Source organism: Patescibacteria group bacterium, assembly GCA_038063375.1.
In the GTDB taxonomy this organism is placed as follows: Bacteria; Patescibacteriota; Minisyncoccia; order Phycocordibacterales; family JANLHH01; genus JANLHH01.
Genome location: JBBTVG010000013.1, coordinates 1 through 17,642, shown reverse-complemented (window position 1 = coordinate 17,642; position 17,642 = coordinate 1). Strand labels below are relative to the sequence as shown.

20 protein-coding genes are annotated in these 17,642 nt (G+C 50.0%); all 20 read left to right on the top strand.

Features of this window, described 5'->3' with window-relative positions:
- The first annotated feature begins 16 nt into the window (after positions 1-16).
- Positions 17-391, top strand: coding sequence for a hypothetical protein (locus AAB523_01840; GenBank protein ID MEK7556009.1), 375 nt, complete (start codon positions 17-19; stop codon positions 389-391).
- Positions 392-426: 35 nt separating this feature from the next.
- Positions 427-1,278 (top strand): thermonuclease family protein, encoded by an 852-nt coding sequence (locus AAB523_01835; protein ID MEK7556008.1) that lies wholly within the window; start codon positions 427-429, stop codon positions 1,276-1,278.
- A gap of 102 nt (positions 1,279-1,380) precedes the next feature.
- Positions 1,381-1,569 (top strand): DUF5678 domain-containing protein, encoded by a 189-nt coding sequence (locus AAB523_01830; GenBank protein MEK7556007.1) that lies wholly within the window; start codon positions 1,381-1,383, stop codon positions 1,567-1,569.
- Positions 1,570-1,577: 8 nt separating this feature from the next.
- Positions 1,578-1,982, top strand: coding sequence for an aspartyl protease family protein (locus AAB523_01825; protein ID MEK7556006.1), 405 nt, complete (start codon positions 1,578-1,580; stop codon positions 1,980-1,982).
- Between the two features lie 115 nt (positions 1,983-2,097).
- Positions 2,098-2,523, top strand: a complete 426-nt coding sequence (locus AAB523_01820; GenBank protein ID MEK7556005.1) for a hypothetical protein — start codon at positions 2,098-2,100, stop codon at positions 2,521-2,523.
- Positions 2,524-2,589: 66 nt separating this feature from the next.
- Positions 2,590-3,135, top strand: coding sequence for a hypothetical protein (locus tag AAB523_01815; GenBank protein MEK7556004.1), 546 nt, complete (start codon positions 2,590-2,592; stop codon positions 3,133-3,135).
- Positions 3,136-3,157: 22 nt separating this feature from the next.
- Positions 3,158-3,589, top strand: a complete 432-nt coding sequence (locus AAB523_01810; protein ID MEK7556003.1) for a hypothetical protein — start codon at positions 3,158-3,160, stop codon at positions 3,587-3,589.
- Positions 3,590-3,600: 11 nt separating this feature from the next.
- Positions 3,601-4,515, top strand: coding sequence for a hypothetical protein (locus tag AAB523_01805; protein MEK7556002.1), 915 nt, complete (start codon positions 3,601-3,603; stop codon positions 4,513-4,515).
- Between the two features lie 19 nt (positions 4,516-4,534).
- On the top strand, positions 4,535-5,011 hold the full coding sequence (locus tag AAB523_01800) for a rhodanese-like domain-containing protein (GenBank protein ID MEK7556001.1): 477 nt from the start codon (positions 4,535-4,537) through the stop codon (positions 5,009-5,011).
- 41 nt (positions 5,012-5,052) lie between these two features.
- Entirely contained in the window at positions 5,053-5,571 is a 519-nt protein-coding gene (locus tag AAB523_01795; GenBank protein MEK7556000.1) for a DUF1573 domain-containing protein, read from the top strand.
- 17 nt (positions 5,572-5,588) lie between these two features.
- The gene (locus tag AAB523_01790; GenBank protein MEK7555999.1) at positions 5,589-6,089 is read left to right on the top strand and encodes a DUF1573 domain-containing protein; all 501 of its coding nucleotides are present in this window, start codon (positions 5,589-5,591) and stop codon (positions 6,087-6,089) included.
- A gap of 2 nt (positions 6,090-6,091) precedes the next feature.
- Positions 6,092-6,553: a hypothetical protein gene (locus tag AAB523_01785; protein MEK7555998.1), complete on the top strand. Its 462-nt coding sequence runs from the start codon at positions 6,092-6,094 to the stop codon at positions 6,551-6,553.
- 214 nt (positions 6,554-6,767) lie between these two features.
- Positions 6,768-7,154: a DUF302 domain-containing protein gene (locus AAB523_01780; GenBank protein MEK7555997.1), complete on the top strand. Its 387-nt coding sequence runs from the start codon at positions 6,768-6,770 to the stop codon at positions 7,152-7,154.
- Positions 7,155-7,219: 65 nt separating this feature from the next.
- Positions 7,220-9,319 (top strand): heavy metal translocating P-type ATPase, encoded by a 2,100-nt coding sequence (locus AAB523_01775; protein MEK7555996.1) that lies wholly within the window; start codon positions 7,220-7,222, stop codon positions 9,317-9,319.
- A gap of 4 nt (positions 9,320-9,323) precedes the next feature.
- Positions 9,324-10,892: a multicopper oxidase family protein gene (locus AAB523_01770; GenBank protein MEK7555995.1), complete on the top strand. Its 1,569-nt coding sequence runs from the start codon at positions 9,324-9,326 to the stop codon at positions 10,890-10,892.
- A gap of 71 nt (positions 10,893-10,963) precedes the next feature.
- A complete protein-coding gene (locus AAB523_01765) occupies positions 10,964-11,218 on the top strand; it encodes a DUF5676 family membrane protein (protein ID MEK7555994.1) in 255 nt (84 codons plus the stop codon).
- Positions 11,219-11,222: 4 nt separating this feature from the next.
- Complete coding sequence (locus AAB523_01760) at positions 11,223-11,348, top strand: hypothetical protein (protein MEK7555993.1); 126 nt, start codon at positions 11,223-11,225, stop codon at positions 11,346-11,348.
- A gap of 112 nt (positions 11,349-11,460) precedes the next feature.
- On the top strand, positions 11,461-12,918 hold the full coding sequence (locus AAB523_01755) for a glycosyl hydrolase family 18 protein (GenBank protein ID MEK7555992.1): 1,458 nt from the start codon (positions 11,461-11,463) through the stop codon (positions 12,916-12,918).
- Positions 12,919-13,003: 85 nt separating this feature from the next.
- Positions 13,004-13,471 (top strand): DoxX family protein, encoded by a 468-nt coding sequence (locus AAB523_01750; protein ID MEK7555991.1) that lies wholly within the window; start codon positions 13,004-13,006, stop codon positions 13,469-13,471.
- 174 nt (positions 13,472-13,645) lie between these two features.
- On the top strand, positions 13,646-17,642 hold a 3,997-nt coding region (locus AAB523_01745; protein MEK7555990.1), incomplete at its 3' end, for a hypothetical protein.

The following is a 17,642-nucleotide window of genomic DNA, read 5'->3' as shown; positions in this document are numbered from 1 at the left end:
AAAAAACAAAACAAGTATGAATTTTTTAAAAACATTTTTTACCACACTTGGGGTCATATTTTTCTTGACTTTGCTCACCGGAGCATATTTGTATATCGCCGATCCTTTTGAGCTCAAGCCTCTCATTAAAACTCTGATTGGTCAGCCGACCAAACAGGTATCTGATACGAAAGTAGAGAGTGGTACTACGGACAAAAACACGCTTTTAAGCCCGGAGCAAGAAAAGGCGGCTGAGGCATTGGGAATAGACCCTGCAGTTCTCCCTTCAAAAATCACACCGGCAATGGAGCAGTGCTTTTACGAGAAGCTCGGCACACAGCGGGCAAATGAGATAAAGGCCGGCGCCGAGCCAACCGCCACCGACTACTTCAAAGCGAGGGCTTGTCTCTAGTCCCTTTGAGAGGTTGAACTGAAGTATTACATAGTATGGTCAAGAAAGTCTTGTATACCACCTTAGGACTTATTGGACTTATTGTCGTGCTCGGTGTTTTTGTTGGTGGTTCAGAACCTTCAGTAAACCAAAACACCGCTTCAACATCCCAAGATGCCTCGGCCGTCGCTGATATTGCTCCAGAATCCGAACAAACAGACACGGAAAACACCGCGACAGTTTCTGCGGCAAGCGAGCAGGTACAACCTGCCCCGACCGCTCATCAAGATACATTTTATCTCGTTACGAAGGTCGTTGACGGAGATACCATTGCCCTCCGTATGAATGGTATAACGGAGACCATTCGCCTTATCGGCATCAATACGCCAGAAACCGTTGACCCGCGTACCGCCGTTCTATGTTTTGGCACTGAAGCGTCAAACAAAGCAAAGGAGCTTTTGATGGGCAAGCAAGTTCGGATTGAAAAAGATCCGTCCCAAGGTGATCGCGATAAGTACGGCCGTCTTCTTGCCTACGTCTACCGAGAAGACGGACTTTTTTTTAACAAGTATATGATAGAAAAAGGATATGCATACGAGTACACATACAACATCCCGTACAAGTATCAGTCGGAATTTAAGGCGGCGCAGAAATCCGCGGAGGCAAAGAAGTATGGGCTCTGGGGCAACGGCGCTTGTGATGGATCTGAACAAACAAAAACACCACCTCCTCCACCAACACCACCTCCTTCCTCTCAATATTCTTGCGCAACAAACCTCTACAACTGTAGCGATTTTTTGACGCATATGGAAGCGCAGTCGGTCTATGAGGCGTGCGGGGGAGCGGGTAACGACGTACACAAGTTGGATAACGACAAGGATGGTTTGGCGTGCGAGAGTTTGCCGTGAGGCGAGAGATTTATTGCCATCTCCTCGCAGTGCTCCTCCTTGTTTATTCTCTATAATAAGAGCAAGTTGTAGTATTGTATAATTTTTGATAATCTTATCAACATGGCTATCAACTGGACAAAAATCTATAAAAAATATAAAGGCAATTGGGTTGCTTTGGCAGCTGATGAAAAAACGGTTCTTGGTGCTGGGAAGACCGTCCGTGAAGCGCTGGATCAAGCAAAAAAAAAGAGTAACAAGACTCCGTTTTTGACGCGCGTACCCGAAAAGCTCGTCCCCTATATCGGCTGAAAAACGCTATGAAATTCAAATATAAACGCTACAGCAAAACAACACTTCGACCCGTTATCCCCATTAAAATAAAAAATGAAAACAATACTGTAGGATATGAGGTGCTTGTTGATTCAGGCGCCGATTTGTGTATTTTTGATGCAGAGATTGGTGAGGCTATCGGTATTGATGTGAAAAGCGGGAAACGACACGAGGTTTTTGGTGTTGGCGGAAAATCGTCTATATATTTTTTACATAAAGAGGTGGGAATTGAAGTCGGAGGACATTCGTATAAAATCGACGCAGGTTTTATGCACAATGTTGCTGGAAATGTTATGCCATACGGTATTGTGGGACAAAATGGATTTTTTAATATCTTTGTTGTTAAATTTGATCTTAAAAAAGAAACGGTGGAACTAAAAGAACGGGCATAATCGCTGTGTCGTGTGCGGATACTCCGATTTGCGTTACCTCGTTGGGCATAAGGATTGTCGCAGTTATCACTAGGCAAGGATTTGCAATATCTGCTATACTGACTATACTAAAAATATGAATATTTCTCTGTCGCAAAACCTGACCAAATTTCTCCTTTTCTTCGGCATTATCGCTTTTTTGCTGGTGGGTTTTATTGGCGCTAATCATCTAGGGATGAATATGGGTTCCCTGGGGCAAGAGATGTCGGGTTGCTCCGTAATGGGAATGACAACTGTTTGCCAGATGAATCCCCTGGAGCACATTGCCGCTTGGCAAAATATGTTTGTGAGCGTATCACCGAAGGGCACATTTGACGCACTCGTCCTTTTCTTGGCATTTTTGCTTTTTGCTTTTTCAGTAAAAGATTTTTGGAGTGCGGGTCTTGCTTCTTTCTTTTTCAATCAAAAGACGATTCTGATCTTGAGGAGAGTTATTTCCATAATTCGTAACCCGCTTGCCGAAGCGTTTTCAAACGGAATTCTCAACCCAAAAATCTTTTAGTGCTTTCTTTTCGTCCGATTCCATTCGGGCACTCGTACCCTTTATTGACAAAGCACTTTAGAAAAAATGAGTATTGTAGTTCAAGCATTAGGGAAAGTTTTAAGGCGGCCGCTGTATGCAATGCTCGCCGCTAGCGTGGGTCTCCTGGTATTTATATTTGCGACGTGGCTCCCGAATCTCGGGCTCATCGCCGATATATTCCGCTCTCACGCGACGCTGGCTCAAAAGATTGAAATTCCATGGAGCCTCTTGGGTGGAATTGCCACCAATTTCTCTTTGCTGTCCGCCTCGTATACCATCGGCATAGCGGTATTCTTCGGATTAAATGTCGCGCTCGCGGTCTTTCTTCTCCGTCGCGGGGTTGCAAACGCGGCACAGAAAGGAATGGCAGGGAGCGTACTCGGTATCGTTTCCGGCGCGTTCGGCATTGGTTGCGCGGCATGCGGATCTTTTCTTCTCACGACAGTCCTTGCTTGGTTTGGCGCGGCATCGGCAGTTGCATTATTGCCGCTTGCCGGCGCCGAATTCGGACTTCTTGGTCTTGCATTACTCGTGCTGTCTCTCTATCTCACCGCAAAGCAAATTGAAAGCTCGGCTGTGTGCATTAATTAACAAACATTAACTTCTTAGAATCATGAAAAAATTTATTATCGGAGGCGTTATAGTGATAGTGCTTCTTGTCGGAGGGTCGTATTTTTCTCGGAGTCTTTCCGGAGACAAAGGCAACCCTAACATAATTGCCCAAAAAGGCATTCATTGGCATCCGAAACTTGAGATCTATGTGAAGGGCGAACTGCAGCAAATTCCCGAGAGTATCGGTCTCGGCGCCGTGCATCAGCCCATACACACACACAGCGAGGATGCGGCACAAGGCGTACTCCACCTTGAATTCTCCGGACGAGTGACGAAAGATGATGTAAAGCTTGGCAACTTCTTCAAAAACTGGGGCAAGGACATGAGCGAATTCGGTTCCGCCATGACCATGACGGTGAATGGAAAAGAGAACACGGAGTTTGGTAGTTATGCGATGGCAGACGGGGACAAAATTGTTATGAAGTTTGAATAGCCGCTTTCATTATGAATGAACCACAAAAAGAAAAATTCATTACGCGGGAAGTGGGAAAGCACGCTAGAGCGTTCATCCTTATCGCGGGAGTTGTTTTTGCTGTTGAGGCGATAAACTTCATTGCGCCTGATGTTATCCAAAAAGAGAAGCCCGCAACGATATCTGTTTGGGGTGGCGGCGCGCGAGACAAGGGAAATACCCTAGAGAGAGTGGAGCTTTCCGCAGAGTGGGGTAATCTCGGCATGCGCATGGTAGAAACAGGAGTGATTGATCGCGCGAAATTTGAAGCGCTCTATCAAGGGCGTGGGGGACTCACCGAAGATGAGAAGCGATTTCTTGAAACCAATATGAAAGGGAACATCGTAGTTACGCAAGAAAACGCCGGATTCATCCTCAATCTCCTGTGGGGATTGGGGCTCGGCAATGAAAATACTATTTTGGAAAAGGGGCAAATGGCCGACGCGCGCTACGGCGGCGCCGGAGGATTCGCTTCAACGGGCGGATGGACGCTCGCCAATGGCGACGCGATGGAGCATTACAGTGCGCATCCGTTCATCACCCTCACTCAAAAACAGCAGAGAATGGTTGAAAGTGTAAGCGGCAATATTTACCGTCCGTGCTGTAATAATCCTGCAATCTTCCCCGATTGCAATCACGGCATGGCGATGCTGGGGCTTCTTGAGCTTCTCGTTTCGCAGGGCGCGACCGAGGAACAGATGTATAAAGCCGCGCTTCAAATGAATAGATTTTGGTTCACGAATCAGTACGCCACGATTGACCGCTATCTTGAATCAAAAGGACGCGTACCAAGTGAGGTCTCTCCGAAAGAGATCCTCGGAAAAGAATATTCAAGCGCGTCCGGTTTTGCTCGTGTCGCAGAAAGTGTCAAAGGAGTGCCGCAAGGAGGTGGCGGATGCAGTGTATAATAGGAAGAAGAATACTACTATGAGTAAAAATAATATCATTGCTGTTGCTTCTATCGGCCTTATTGCTATCCTCGGCGGGTATTTCCTCCTGCGCGGTGATACCGTTAAACAGGATACCGCTACTCCGCAAGCATCATCCGTGGTGAACGGAGTGGATGTAAAGAATGCCGAGGGGTACTACGACATAGAAAGCATCGCGCTCACCCAGAAGCAAAAGAACGAAGACTTCTTTTTCGTGAACGTCCACATTCCTTACGCGGGGGAACTTGCGAACACGGACGCATTTATTCCCTACGATACTATTGGACAAAATCTCGGGAAGCTACCAAGCGACAAGAATGCGAAGATCGTACTCTATTGCCGGAGTGGTAGTATGAGCACCGTGGCGGCAAAAGAACTTATCGCTCTCGGGTACACCAATGTGTACAACTTGACGGGCGGAATGAATGCGTGGGAGAAGAGCGGATATACAGTTGAACACAACAATCGTCCGTAATGCGGGCGATATGATTACAGGAATACATTAACAAAACTCTTATGAAAAAAAATCAACTCGTTATACTTATCATCTTTGTAGTTGCGGCAGGCTCCGTCATTCTCTTTGAGAAAAGGGCGGAGTTGTCGCGCTTGGGGAACGAATCAAACGTTCTTACTGATGTACTACCCGGCGCGGGAGCGCTTGTCGCCATTGAACCATTCTACGATCTTGGCACCATTTCAATGTCGGCGGGCAAGGTTTCGCGTGTGTTCAAAATAAAAAATAGCGGTGGAAGCCCTGTGCAGGTCAAAAAAATATACACATCCTGCATGTGCACGACGGCAACGCTTATCACAAAGGAAGGCAAGGCGGGGCCATTCGGTATGCCGGGACACACAGCAATCCCAACCATTTCGGAATCTATTACCCCTAACGAAGAAGCAAGCGTGGAAATAGTATTTGATCCGGCGGCGCATGGGCCATCCGCCATAGGCAAGGTACGTCGTATTATCTATCTTGAAACGGACGCCCAAAAGGAACCGATTGAACTTACCTTTGAAGCAAATGTAACTCCTTAAACTCTAACCTTAACGTTATGACGAAAAAAAATATATTGTTGATAACCGGGATCATAGCACTTCTGATCGTACTTGCCGGTACTATCTCAAAAAATCAAAGAGTCCCGGCAGAAACTGCGGGAGAGAACGAGACGGTTTCCGAGTCTCTCCATGGGCCACATCTTACCCTTGACCCGGAAGAGTATGATTTCGGAAAAATCCGCCAGAGCGGTGGCACCGTCTCAAAAACATTCAATGTGCTTAATAATGGAAGCGAAGATGTTACTATCAGTGAAGTTCTTACCTCATGCAGTTGCACGAGTGCGGAAATTGATAAAAAATTATTGCGACCTGGGGAACAAGGAATTCTTACCGTGATATTTGATCCCAATTACCACTACGAAGATGACGGAAGATTTTTCAGAACGGCTACCATTAAATCCAATATACACGGGAAAGCGCCCGAGGTTAAGGTTTTTGTTGAAGTGGACTACGATCTCGGCAAAGACGCATTAAAATTTAAGGGAGATACGGAATAATTATGTCCAAAACAATTATTCAAGCAATCATTAAAGGAACGGGAGCGGCAATCGCAATGCTCGCCGTCTTCTTTCTCGTAGTCACGCTTATTTCCGGCTGGGCATTCACCCTAAGTCAGTTTTCCGCGTATTGGTATTTCATTGTGAGCTTGGCGGTCGGATTTGGTATTCAGATCGGTCTCTATAGTTACCTTAAACAAGCAGTTTCGGGCGACAGCGGTGCTCCAAAGGCGGTCATTGCTCTCTCCGGAACAACTTCTACTGCCGCCATGATTTCTTGTTGCGCGCATTACCTTGCGAATATCCTTCCCGTGTTAGGCATTGCCGGATTGGCAAGCGTCGTTGGCCAATATCAAGTAGAGTTTTTCTGGGTAGGTATTGTCTTCAATGTCGGTGGTATTGTTTATATTGCGCAAAAAATTATCGCGTTCCGAAACCACATGAAGAGCATGCAACAGCATTGAATCCAACTACTGAACCCATCTCAAAAATCAATTTCTGCTGCAATGACAAGATTTTCGGCTGCAAGACGCTCATCCCTCCTCAAAATAGCACTGCTATTCTTCGTCGGGCTTCGCGCCTTTCGCTCGAAAATCTTGCATTTCGCCACGAAAGCATTTTTGAGATGAGTTCTAATTAAATCTCAGTGTTATTAAAAAATAATTACTTATACTATCTATGAAATACAGTTATACAAAACAAGTACCACTTTCGTTTCAAGAGGCGAAAGAGAAAACAGTGGCCGCGCTCGCAGAGGAAGGGTTCGGCATTCTTACCGAGGTTGATGTGAAAGCGACACTCAAAAAGAAGCTCGGCGTTTCTCACGGAGAGTACGTCATTTTAGGTGCGTGCAATCCGCCGTTTGCCTATCAAGCACTGCAAGCCGAAAAAGAGATAGGGCTTTTTATGCCGTGCAATGTCATCGTGTATGAGAAGGAGGGGAATATTTTTGTATCAGCAATCCTCCCCACCACCGCGATGGGAATGCTTGATAATCCGGCACTGTCCGACATTGCGGTTCTCGCGGAGGCGAAATTGAAAAAGGCCGTTGATTCTGTTGCGTAAATGTAAGAAGAGAATATATGAACCACAACCACCATAACTCCGGAGTAACTATGTACACGTGTCCTATGCATCCGAAAGTCGTTTCGGATAAGCCGGGAATGTGTCCGGAGTGTGGTATGAATTTAGTTCCGACAAAACAAAAGCAAAAAACAGTGGACTACGAAGGACACGACCCCGCAGGAAAGCAAGCTTCCAACGGGGCGGGTAAACACGCGGGGCACTCAACAAACATTTTTAAGGTTAAGTTCTGGATAAGCCTTGCGCTCTCTATCCCGATCGTTCTCTATTCCGACATCGCGCAGAAACTTCTCGATTGGGAAGCTCCGCAATTTTTCGGTTCGGAATATTTACCTCTCGCCCTTTCTTCAATTATCTTCTTTTACGGCGGATGGATATTTATAGCGTCCGCGTATCGGGAACTCAAGGCGCGCTTGCCGGGAATGATGACCCTGATCGCGCTTGCTATTTCCACCGCGTATTTCTACAGCGTTGCTATCACGCTACTTGGAAAAGGAGAAACTCTTTACTGGGAACTCGCGACGCTTATCACCATCATGCTTTTGGGGCACTGGCTTGAGATGCGCGCGGTAAGCGGGGCGCAGGGCGCGCTCAAAGAACTTTCAAAACTTTTGCCCGATCAAGCAGAGGTCATACGAAACGGGAAGATGGAAACGATCGCACTCTCGGAACTCCGGAAGGGCGATCTGATGTTGGTAAAACCGGGCGGCAGGATTCCCGCGGATGGCGTTGTGAAAGATGGAGTCTCGGACGTGAACGAATCCATCGCAACCGGCGAATCAAAACCGGTGCCCAAAAAAGAAGGCGATGCGGTGATCGCCGGCACGACGGTGGGCGACGGCTCTCTCCAAGTGACGGTGACGAAGATCGGCGCCGAAACATTTTTGGCCGGCGTGATGCGCCTTGTCGCGGAGGCGCAAAGTTCAAAGTCGCGTTTGCAAATGCTCTCCGACCGCGCGGCGTATTATCTCACCATCATCGCGGTGGTCACCGGCGGCATCACGCTCGTCGCGTGGCTTGCGCTCTCTGACGCGGCGTTCGCCATCAATCGGATGGTCGCGGTCTTGGTCATCGCCTGTCCGCACGCGCTCGGGCTCGCAATCCCGCTCGTCGCGTCCATTTCAACAACGAAAGCGGCGCGAAACGGCTTTCTTGTGCGTCAACGTCTCGCGCTTGAAGCGGCGCGCAATATTGATGTCGTCTTGTTTGACAAAACGGGAACGCTCACTCGCGGAGAGTTTGGGATTGACGCAATCATTCCCGTGACAGAGGGAAATGAAACCGAAGTTTTGCAGTACGCGGCTTCGGTGAACAGTCTCTCCGAGCATCCGCTTGCTAAAGCGATGATGGAAGAAGCGAAAAAGAGGAATATCGCGCTCCTGCCGGTGAAGAATTTTGAAAGAATACCGGGGAAGGGTGCTCAAGCCCTAGTGGGTGGCGTGGAAACAATCATCGGAAGTACGTCGCTTTCGGAGGAGCGTGGCGCGGCGCTTCAGGGCGCTCTCAAAGAAAAAGTTCGCGTGTTAGAGAGCCAAGGTAAAACAATAAATGTTGTCATACGAGATGGCAAAGCGTTCGGCGCGATCGCGCTTGCCGATGTCATACGCGAGGAGTCGCGCGAGGCAATCAACAGTCTTCGCGCGATGGGGATCAAGACTGCCATGATCACGGGCGATTCGGAAGACGTGGCGAAGTGGGTTGCCGGAGAGCTCGGCATTGACGAGTATTTTGCCCGCGTGCTTCCGGAGCAGAAGTCGGAGAAGGTGAAGCTTCTGCAATCGCGTGGTCTGAAGATAGCCATGGTTGGCGACGGCGTGAACGACGCGCCGGCGCTTACTCAATCTGACGTCGGTATCGCGATCGGCGCCGGCACCAATGTGGCGATTGAATCCGCGGGCATTATTTTGGTACGGAACGACCCGCGCGACATTCCGAAGATCATTCGTCTCTCGCGTCTCACGTATGCTAAAATGATTCAGAACCTTTTTTGGGCAACGGGATATAATATCGTGGCAATTCCGCTCGCGGCTGGTGTACTTTCGTTCAAAGGGATACTTTTAGAGCCCGCGCTTGCCGCCGTGTTTATGAGCATGTCCACGGTGATTGTCGCGCTTAATGCCATCTTGCTTAAAAGACAAGAGCTATAAAAATATGAAAAATAAAACACTCACATTCATTGTCATTGCCACAATCCTCATCGGAGGAGCGATCCTCTGGGGGCAATCGAGCGGTAACAAAGAAGCGATGTCCGGCGTTTTTTCTACCGATACCGCCGGTCTCCCCGAAGCAAAACAAAACGAGACAGTGGAACTCAAAGATGGCGATACCTTTGACCTCACGGCAGGATTTGTGAAGAAAAAAATAAAAGGAAAAGAGGTGCGGATGCTCGCCTACAACGGCATGATTCCCGGACCTACTATAAAAATTCAGGAGGGGGCTACCATTACCGTCAACTTCAAAAATGATACCGATATGGCAAACACAATCCATTCGCACGGCGTGCGCATGGAGAATGCTTTTGACGGTGTTCCGGATGTTACGCAACCGGCGGTTTCTCCCGGCGACTCGTTTGCCTATACGCTCTCATTTCCCGACGCCGGGGCGTATTGGTATCATCCGCACATGCGCGATGACTACAATATTGAGATGGGGCTCTATGGCAATTTCCTCGTGACGCCAGCTCCGGGTTCATCGTGGAATCCCGTTGATCGCGAGGTGCCAATTTTCGTGGACGACATCTTGCTTCTCAATGGCAAAATCGCGCCATTCAAAAAAGACGAGGCAGATCATACGCTTATGGGTCGTTATGGCAACACAGCGTTCATAAACGGCGAAACCGACTACACGCTTTTGGTCAAGAAAAACGAAGTGGTCCGATTTTACTTTACCAACAGCGCAAACGTCCGCCCTTTTAATCTCGCACTATTAGGCGCAAAAATGAAATTGGTCGGCGGGGACAACGGCTTGTATGAGCGTGATATGTGGAAAGATGAAGTACTGGTGAATCCATCGGAACGCGCCATTGTTGAGGTACTCTTTGATACTCCGGGCGAGTACGCGCTTCAAAGCAAAACGCCGGAGAGAACGTACACGCTTGGCACAATCATTGTCTCTCACGAGCAAGTAGCTTCGGAGACCGCAAAATCTTTTGCGACACTTCGCGCGCATCCGGAAGTCATCAAAAGCATTGACCCGTTTCGGCAATATTTTGATGTGCCGCACCAAAGACGCCTCGCGCTTTCTGTTGATACTATCGGCAACACGATGCAAATGATGGGGGGTGGGATGATGACCTCGAACAAAGAGGGTCTGCCTACCGGTCAGGCAGGCATTGAATGGGAAGACGATATGGCGATGATGAACCAGATGTCCGACACAAGTTTAATCAAATGGAAGATAGTAGACCAAGATACCGGTAAAGAAAATATGGATATTGACTGGTCATTTAAACGCGGTGCGGTAAAAATACGCATTGAGAACACTTCAAACGGAGTGCATTCAATGCAGCACCCCATTCATTTCCACGGCCAACGATTTTTGGTGGTAAATCAAAATGGTACACCGCAAACAAATCTTGCATGGAAAGACACGGTACTTGTCCCTTCAGGTCAGACGGTTGATATTTTGCTTGATGCCTCAAACCCGGGCGCGTGGGTAGCGCATTGTCACATCCTTGAACACATTGAAGCGGGGATGGCGTTTAGCTTCAAGGTGCAGTAATTCTGAAAGCAAAAGAGTATAATAACAACAAAAGGTCGATATAAGTAAATTAAGCAGTAAAAAATATTAACATGATGAACTTAAGACATCTTCTGGTCATCGTTGCCGCTTGGGTGAGTATCGTCTATGTGGTGTGTTTTGGAGGAGTGGCTCTTTTTCCTTCCTTACGAGAGCTATTCTTGCAATACGCGCTCCATACAAACACAGTCATTGGCGGTAATGTCATCACACTTTCAACATTTATTGCGGGCCTGATTGTGTGGAATGTGATTGCATCGCTTGCGGTAAGTCTATTTGTCGTTCTCTTTAATAAAATAAAAACATAAATATATGATGGGATATGGATATGGAGATACAGGCATGATGGGAGGATTCGGTGTTATCACGTGGCTGGTGGTAATGGTTGTTCTCGTTCTCCTCGGCATCTGGCTCTGGCAACAAATTTCAAAGAAGTAAGATGAAAAGTACGTTTACACAAAAAATACCGAGAATACCGAGGCAAGGCCTCGGTATTTCTTCGGTATTTTTTGTGTATGTTTTGGTGTGTTAGAATAGGGTAATGAGAACTATGGTGCGGAAAATAATTTTTTTGTTTGCTCTGGCGCTTTCGGCTTTGCCCGGGGCGAGTTTTGCCGCGACTGATGAGCTATTTGAAATATCAGGATGGATCCCGTATTGGCGTGGGACAGCGGGGGTGGAGAGCATCTTGCCGCACGTTGACACATTCACCGAAGTAAATCCATTTGTATACACCGTGAAGCTAAATGGTGAACTTAACGAAGCATCTCTCCTTACTGATGCGCAATGGGTGAATTTGGCAGGGCAAACTAAAGCGAAGGGGATTAGGTTCATTCCCACCGTCATGTGGGCAAATCCTGACGCGATTGATGAAGTGCTTCGCGATCCTTTGAAGCGACAAGAGCATGTACGCGCGATCGTGCGAGAGGTGTACGCGCGCAAGTTTGACGGCATAGATATTGACTATGAAGGGAAGTATGCGCGTACGAAGCCGTACTTTTCTCTTTTCTTGCAAGAGCTTTATGTAGCGATGGAGTTTGATAAATGGATCATGTGCACCATTGAGGCGCGCACGCCCCTTGATTCGCGATACTCATCACCCGAATCAATTCCCAAGGATATTGAGTACGCCAACGACTTTGTTGAGATCAACAAATACTGCGACCGGGTGCGCATCATGGCCTATGATCAAGGTCGCATTGACTTGAAGTTGAATAAATCAAACGCGGATCCGTACGTTCCCGTCGCGGATAAAGCGTGGGTTGAAAAGGTTATACTTCTTGCCGCGAAGGATATTGACAAGAGTAAGATCGTTATCGGCGTGCCGACGTATGGATATGAGTACGACATGTTTAACGCGCTTGATGGAAGCGGGGAAATAGAATATTCAAATCTGTGGTCATTCAACCCCGGCTATGCCACCGATACGGCGTTGAAACTGCAGATAGCGCCGATGCGCAATTCGGCGGGAGAACTTTTCCTCACCTATCCGGCGTCGCGATCGCTTGATCCATCTATCCCTCTTCCATTCGCAACTCGGGTGATGTCATGGAGTGACGCGGAAGCGATCCGCCAAAAAGCCGAGCTGGCAGAAAAACTGGGAGTGCGCGGTATCGCGTTATTTAAAATTGATGGCGGACAGGATGCCGGCTTGTGGAATGTACTCGCTCAATATAAAAATAAAAGCATGGCGTTTGTGCCGGCGACTATTTCAGTAAACACCACGGATACTTCCGTGATAAATGTTTCCGGTAAACCCGGAGTCGTGGCACCGAGTCGCAATTTGTATTTTGGCATAATAGGAGAGGATGTGCGAACGTTGCAGAAATTTTTAAACGAGCGCGGGTTTAGCGTCTCAACGACAGGCGGCGGCTCGCCGGGAAATGAAACCAAATACTTTGGACCGGCAACAGTGCGTGCGCTTACTCTTTTCCAAAAGGCACATAATATTACTCCCGCTGTGGGATATTTTGGTCCGAAAACCCGCGCCGCAATCCAACTGCTCTAGAGAGATAGATTTGTTTCGGCGTATGTATCCACACTTTTGTATGTTAAAGCGCTGATATATTTGGTAACATGGTTCAATAAAGGGTATGAATAATTTTCAAAAAATCTCCATCTTTCTTCTCCGTATTTCCATGGGTTGGTTTACGTTTTACGCGGGTATCACGAAGGTGCAAAATGCCGCATGGTCAGCGGCGGGATATATCCAGGGAGCAAAGACGTTTCCGGGGTTCTATCAGTGGTTTCTCCAGCCGGACATTTTGCCGATCGTCAACTTCCTCAATGCATGGGGCCTACTGCTCATCGGTGTCGCGCTCTTAACGGGAGTCTTTGTTCGCGCCGCTTCATTTTTTGGCATCGCACTGATGCTGTTGTTTTATTTTCCGATCTTGGACTTTCCATATCCGAACCCGCATACATACCTTGTTGATGAACATATCATCTACGCGCTTGCGTTCCTTGTGCTCATGGCGACGCGCGCCGGCAGTTTTTGGGGACTTGGAAGGTTGTGTTCCCGTTTTTCTTTTTGCGCAAAGTTAAGGAATATTCTCGGATAGAAAAAATATCAAGGCCTAAAAATACCAAGGCGAGGCCTTGGTATTTTTTACATGGTGAAACGACCAAGAAAGACCCCCGTAAGCTTTTTAAAGTGGGGATAATTAATGTGATTTTTTATGCCCTTCCATGCTAAAATATAGGTAAGTTCTCTACATTTTCAGGGATCATTTTTCATGTTCACGAGCAGACATAATAAAAAAATTTTTCTTGCCTTAATACTAATACTGCCGGTGGTTTTGCTTTCTTATTCATTCGTGGAAGCCGCGGGAACCCCGTCCATCATTAGTTACCAAGGAAGGCTCGCTGATTCAAACGGTGACCTTTTGGGAGGTTCCGGAACCGCATACTACTTTAAGTTTTCTATCTGGGATAATGCAACCGTCGGTTCGGGGACTCGGCTGTGGCCGACCGGCGCGCCGTCATCTTCTTCGCTCACTGTACGGCAAGGTGTATTTGTTGCAAACATCGGCGATACTGCCGCCGGATTTCCGCACGCGCTTGATTATGACTTCAATACCGCAAGTGATATTTATCTTCAAGTTGAAGTTTCTTCCGATAATTCAACTTTCCAAACACTTTCACCAAGACAGAGGATCAGTGCCGCGCCGTTTGCTCGATTAAGTGGAGCGGTGAGCGGGTCAACGACACCGTCGTCATTTGGAACAACGACACCGTTCGGCACGTCAGTGATATCCGTTGAGGCGACCTCAACAAACACCACCGCACTTTCTTTGCGGTCTATTTTAAATCAGCTCGCGAATATTTTCCAGATACAAGATTCCACCGGCGCGAATCTGTTGTTTGTAAATTCCACAGGCGGGTTCTTCGCGTCCTCCACACTGCAAGCAACAGGAGCAACTCGGCTGTACTCCACGCTGGATGTTTCCGGACTCACCACATTAGGTCAGGCATCATCCACTCTTTTTTCCGTCTTTAATACGCTCTACGTCGGAGGCACCGCGACTTCAACCCTCCAAGGCAATACGACCGGCACGTCAACCATTCAGGGATTCTTGAACGTCTTGGGCACCAACTCAACTTCCACGTTTAGCGGCGGGGTTTCTGCAACGCGCCTCAACACCTCCGCTACTTCTACATTCACCGGACTGCGCATTACGAGTGAGGGTTTACAACTCACAGGATTTAATTGTTCCGGTGCCGCAGGACTCCTCCAAACCGATGCGTCGGGGAATGTTATCTGTGGTACAGATGACAGTGGCGCGGGCGGCGGCATCACAGTACTTCAAGTGGATGACTCTGATGTTGTCACTTCTGCAAGCGTTATTGATTTTCTCGGCACCGATTTTGATCTCACCAACTCTCCCGCGGGAGAAGGGAACCTCTCTATTGATTACCTAAACGGCCAAGCCGCATCCGCCTCCCTTAAAGGTTTCCTCACCTCCTCCGACTGGTCGCTCTTCAACAACAAAGTTTCTTCCACGTCTATCGACACCTCCGCGGAATTGGCCGCACTTCTTACCGACGAAACCGGCACCGGCGCCCTCGTCTTCGGCACCTCACCGACACTCTTAGGAATTTCACAAATTGCCAATGCAAGCACGACCGCGCTCTCGGCATACACCGCCGCCTTCGGCGCGACGGCAACCTCCACATTTTCATCATCAGGCGCCCTCACTTTGGCTTCAGCCCTCGGCGTCTCTTCAGGCGGTACCGGTCTCACCGCCACTCCTTCCTTCGGACAGATCTTGAGAGGCACGGGAACAGGGTACACCCTCGTCGCCACCTCCACCTTGGGCGTCCTCCTCTCTGACACGACGGGCATCTTAGGAGAAACGCGCGGCGGCACGAACCAGAGTACGTATGCGACCGGCGACATTCTCTACGCCTCGGGCGCCAACACGCTTTCCAAACTCACGTTGGGCACGGCCGGCACCATTCTCGCGTCCTCAGCGGGCATTCCGAGTTGGGTGGCGACGACCACGTTCTCGTCGGGACTCGCATACGCAAACGGCAATGTCACCAACACGGGCGTCACCTCTTTGACCGGCACAACAAACCAGATCTCCGCTTCGGGTTCCACCGGCGCCGTCACGCTGTCCTTGCCGACATTACTTTCTCTCACGAATGCTTCCTCCACCGCGCTCTCCGCGCTTGACTATCTCTCTGTCGGCAGAACGGCGACGTCCACGCTCCAGGGCAACACGACCGGCACCTCCACGATTCAGGGCTTTGTCAATGTGCTCGGCGCGAATAGCACCTCCACGTTCAGCGGGGGACTCGCCGCAACATATTTAAACCTCACCGGCGCCGCCGCTTCCTCCACCGCCGGGAACGGCATCAATCTTTCGGCCGGATGTTTCGCCATAGGCGGTGTCTGCGTCGGCGGAGGCAGCGGCGGCGTTTCATCCATCGCTCAAACGTATGGAACGGCGCAGACGGGCGCGCTTACCTTTGCCACCTCCACGGCGACCTCGTTTAACGGACTCACCATTTCCAACGCCATCACGAATTCAGGCGGCGCCTTCACGTTCGCTCCGCCCACGATCACCGGCACGCTCTCGGTTGCCGGCGGCGGCACGGGGCAGGGAACCTTTACCTCCTCCCAGCTCCTCTACGGCAATGGAGGGAACGCGCTTTCGGGCGTCGCCACCTCTTCCATCGCAGTCGGCGCCGGCATTTCAGTCACGTCGGGAACGCTCGGCGCGCAAGTCGGCGGCAGCGCCGTCACTCTCGGCATCGCGAACAACGCGCTCACCCTCGCGCAACTCCCGCAAATCGCCGCGAACTCGATCCTCGGCAACAACACGGGAGCGCTAGGGAACGTAACGTCCTTTGCGACGAGCACCTTGGGCATCAACTTCGCCGACCTCACCGGTTCGGCAACCGACGGACAGGTGACAGACGCCCTCACTATCAGTGGCGGCACGATCAACAACACGACGATCGGCGCCTCGACGCCTGCGACCGGCGTCTTCACGAACGCCTCGACGACGAACTTCGCCGTCACCGGCATCACCTCTAGCCTCCTCAAAACGAACGGCTCCGGCTCGCTCCTCGCCGCGGTCTTGGGCACCGACTTCCTCAACTCCACCTCTATCAATACATCCTCGGAACTCGCCGCCATCGTCGACGACGAAACAGGCACCGGCGCGCTCGTCTTCGGCACGAGCCCGACGCTCTCCGGCATCACGCAGATCGCGAACGCGTCCACGACCGCGCTCTCGGCATATGACTCCCTTGCGGTCGGCCGCACCGCGACCACGACTATTCGCGGCGAAGCAACAGCGACCTCTACGTTTGCCGGCGGCGTCTCTGCGACTCGTCTCAGTGCTTCCGCTACCTCTACACTCACCGGACTGCGCATTACAAGCGAGGGCCTCGTTCTTGTCGGCTTCAATTGCTCCGGCTCAACGGGACTCCTCCAGACCGATGCGTCAGGCAATGTCATCTGCGGTACCGATGACTCCGGCGCGGGCGGCGGCATTGCGACACTGCAAGTGGATGACTCTGATGTCGTCACCACCGCCACCATCCTCGACTTCCTCGGCACCGACTTTGACCTCACCAACTCTCCCGCAGGAGAAGGTAATCTTTCCATTGACTACCTAAACGGCCAAGCCGCTTCCGCTTCCCTCAAAGGGTTCCTCACTTCTTCCGACTGGTCGCTCTTCAACAACAAAGTTTCCTCCACGTCTATCGATACGTCCGCAGAATTAATTTCTCTTCTCACCGACGAAACGGGCACCGGCGCGCTCGTCTTCGGCACCTCACCGACACTCTTAGGAATTTCACAAATTGCCAATGCAAGCACGACCGCGCTCTCGGCATACACCGCCGCCTTCGGCGCGACGGCAACCTCCACATTTTCATCATCAGGCGCCCTCACTTTGGCTTCAGCCCTCGGCGTCTCTTCAGGCGGTACCGGTCTCACCGCCACTCCTTCCTTCGGACAGATCTTGAGAGGCACGGGAACAGGGTACACCCTCGTCGCCACCTCCACCTTGGGCGTCCTCCTCTCTGACACGACGGGCATCTTAGGAGAAACGCGCGGCGGCACGAACCAGAGTACGTATGCGACCGGCGACATTCTCTACGCCTCGGGCGCCAACACATTAAGCAAACTCACCTTGGGCACGGCCGGCACCATTCTCGCGTCCGCGGGCGGCATACCGAGTTGGGTGGCGACGACGACGTTCTCTTCGGGCCTCG

Coding starts and splice junctions, on each gene's coding strand:
- AAB523_01840 (MEK7556009.1), top strand. CDS start 17: ATGAATTTTTTAAAAACATTTTTTACCACACTTGGGGTCATATTTTTC.
- AAB523_01835 (MEK7556008.1), top strand. CDS start 427: ATGGTCAAGAAAGTCTTGTATACCACCTTAGGACTTATTGGACTTATT.
- AAB523_01830 (MEK7556007.1), top strand. CDS start 1,381: ATGGCTATCAACTGGACAAAAATCTATAAAAAATATAAAGGCAATTGG.
- AAB523_01825 (MEK7556006.1), top strand. CDS start 1,578: ATGAAATTCAAATATAAACGCTACAGCAAAACAACACTTCGACCCGTT.
- AAB523_01820 (MEK7556005.1), top strand. CDS start 2,098: ATGAATATTTCTCTGTCGCAAAACCTGACCAAATTTCTCCTTTTCTTC.
- AAB523_01815 (MEK7556004.1), top strand. CDS start 2,590: ATGAGTATTGTAGTTCAAGCATTAGGGAAAGTTTTAAGGCGGCCGCTG.
- AAB523_01810 (MEK7556003.1), top strand. CDS start 3,158: ATGAAAAAATTTATTATCGGAGGCGTTATAGTGATAGTGCTTCTTGTC.
- AAB523_01805 (MEK7556002.1), top strand. CDS start 3,601: ATGAATGAACCACAAAAAGAAAAATTCATTACGCGGGAAGTGGGAAAG.
- AAB523_01800 (MEK7556001.1), top strand. CDS start 4,535: ATGAGTAAAAATAATATCATTGCTGTTGCTTCTATCGGCCTTATTGCT.
- AAB523_01795 (MEK7556000.1), top strand. CDS start 5,053: ATGAAAAAAAATCAACTCGTTATACTTATCATCTTTGTAGTTGCGGCA.
- AAB523_01790 (MEK7555999.1), top strand. CDS start 5,589: ATGACGAAAAAAAATATATTGTTGATAACCGGGATCATAGCACTTCTG.
- AAB523_01785 (MEK7555998.1), top strand. CDS start 6,092: ATGTCCAAAACAATTATTCAAGCAATCATTAAAGGAACGGGAGCGGCA.
- AAB523_01780 (MEK7555997.1), top strand. CDS start 6,768: ATGAAATACAGTTATACAAAACAAGTACCACTTTCGTTTCAAGAGGCG.
- AAB523_01775 (MEK7555996.1), top strand. CDS start 7,220: ATGCATCCGAAAGTCGTTTCGGATAAGCCGGGAATGTGTCCGGAGTGT.
- AAB523_01770 (MEK7555995.1), top strand. CDS start 9,324: ATGAAAAATAAAACACTCACATTCATTGTCATTGCCACAATCCTCATC.
- AAB523_01765 (MEK7555994.1), top strand. CDS start 10,964: ATGATGAACTTAAGACATCTTCTGGTCATCGTTGCCGCTTGGGTGAGT.
- AAB523_01760 (MEK7555993.1), top strand. CDS start 11,223: ATGATGGGATATGGATATGGAGATACAGGCATGATGGGAGGATTCGGT.
- AAB523_01755 (MEK7555992.1), top strand. CDS start 11,461: ATGGTGCGGAAAATAATTTTTTTGTTTGCTCTGGCGCTTTCGGCTTTG.
- AAB523_01750 (MEK7555991.1), top strand. CDS start 13,004: ATGAATAATTTTCAAAAAATCTCCATCTTTCTTCTCCGTATTTCCATG.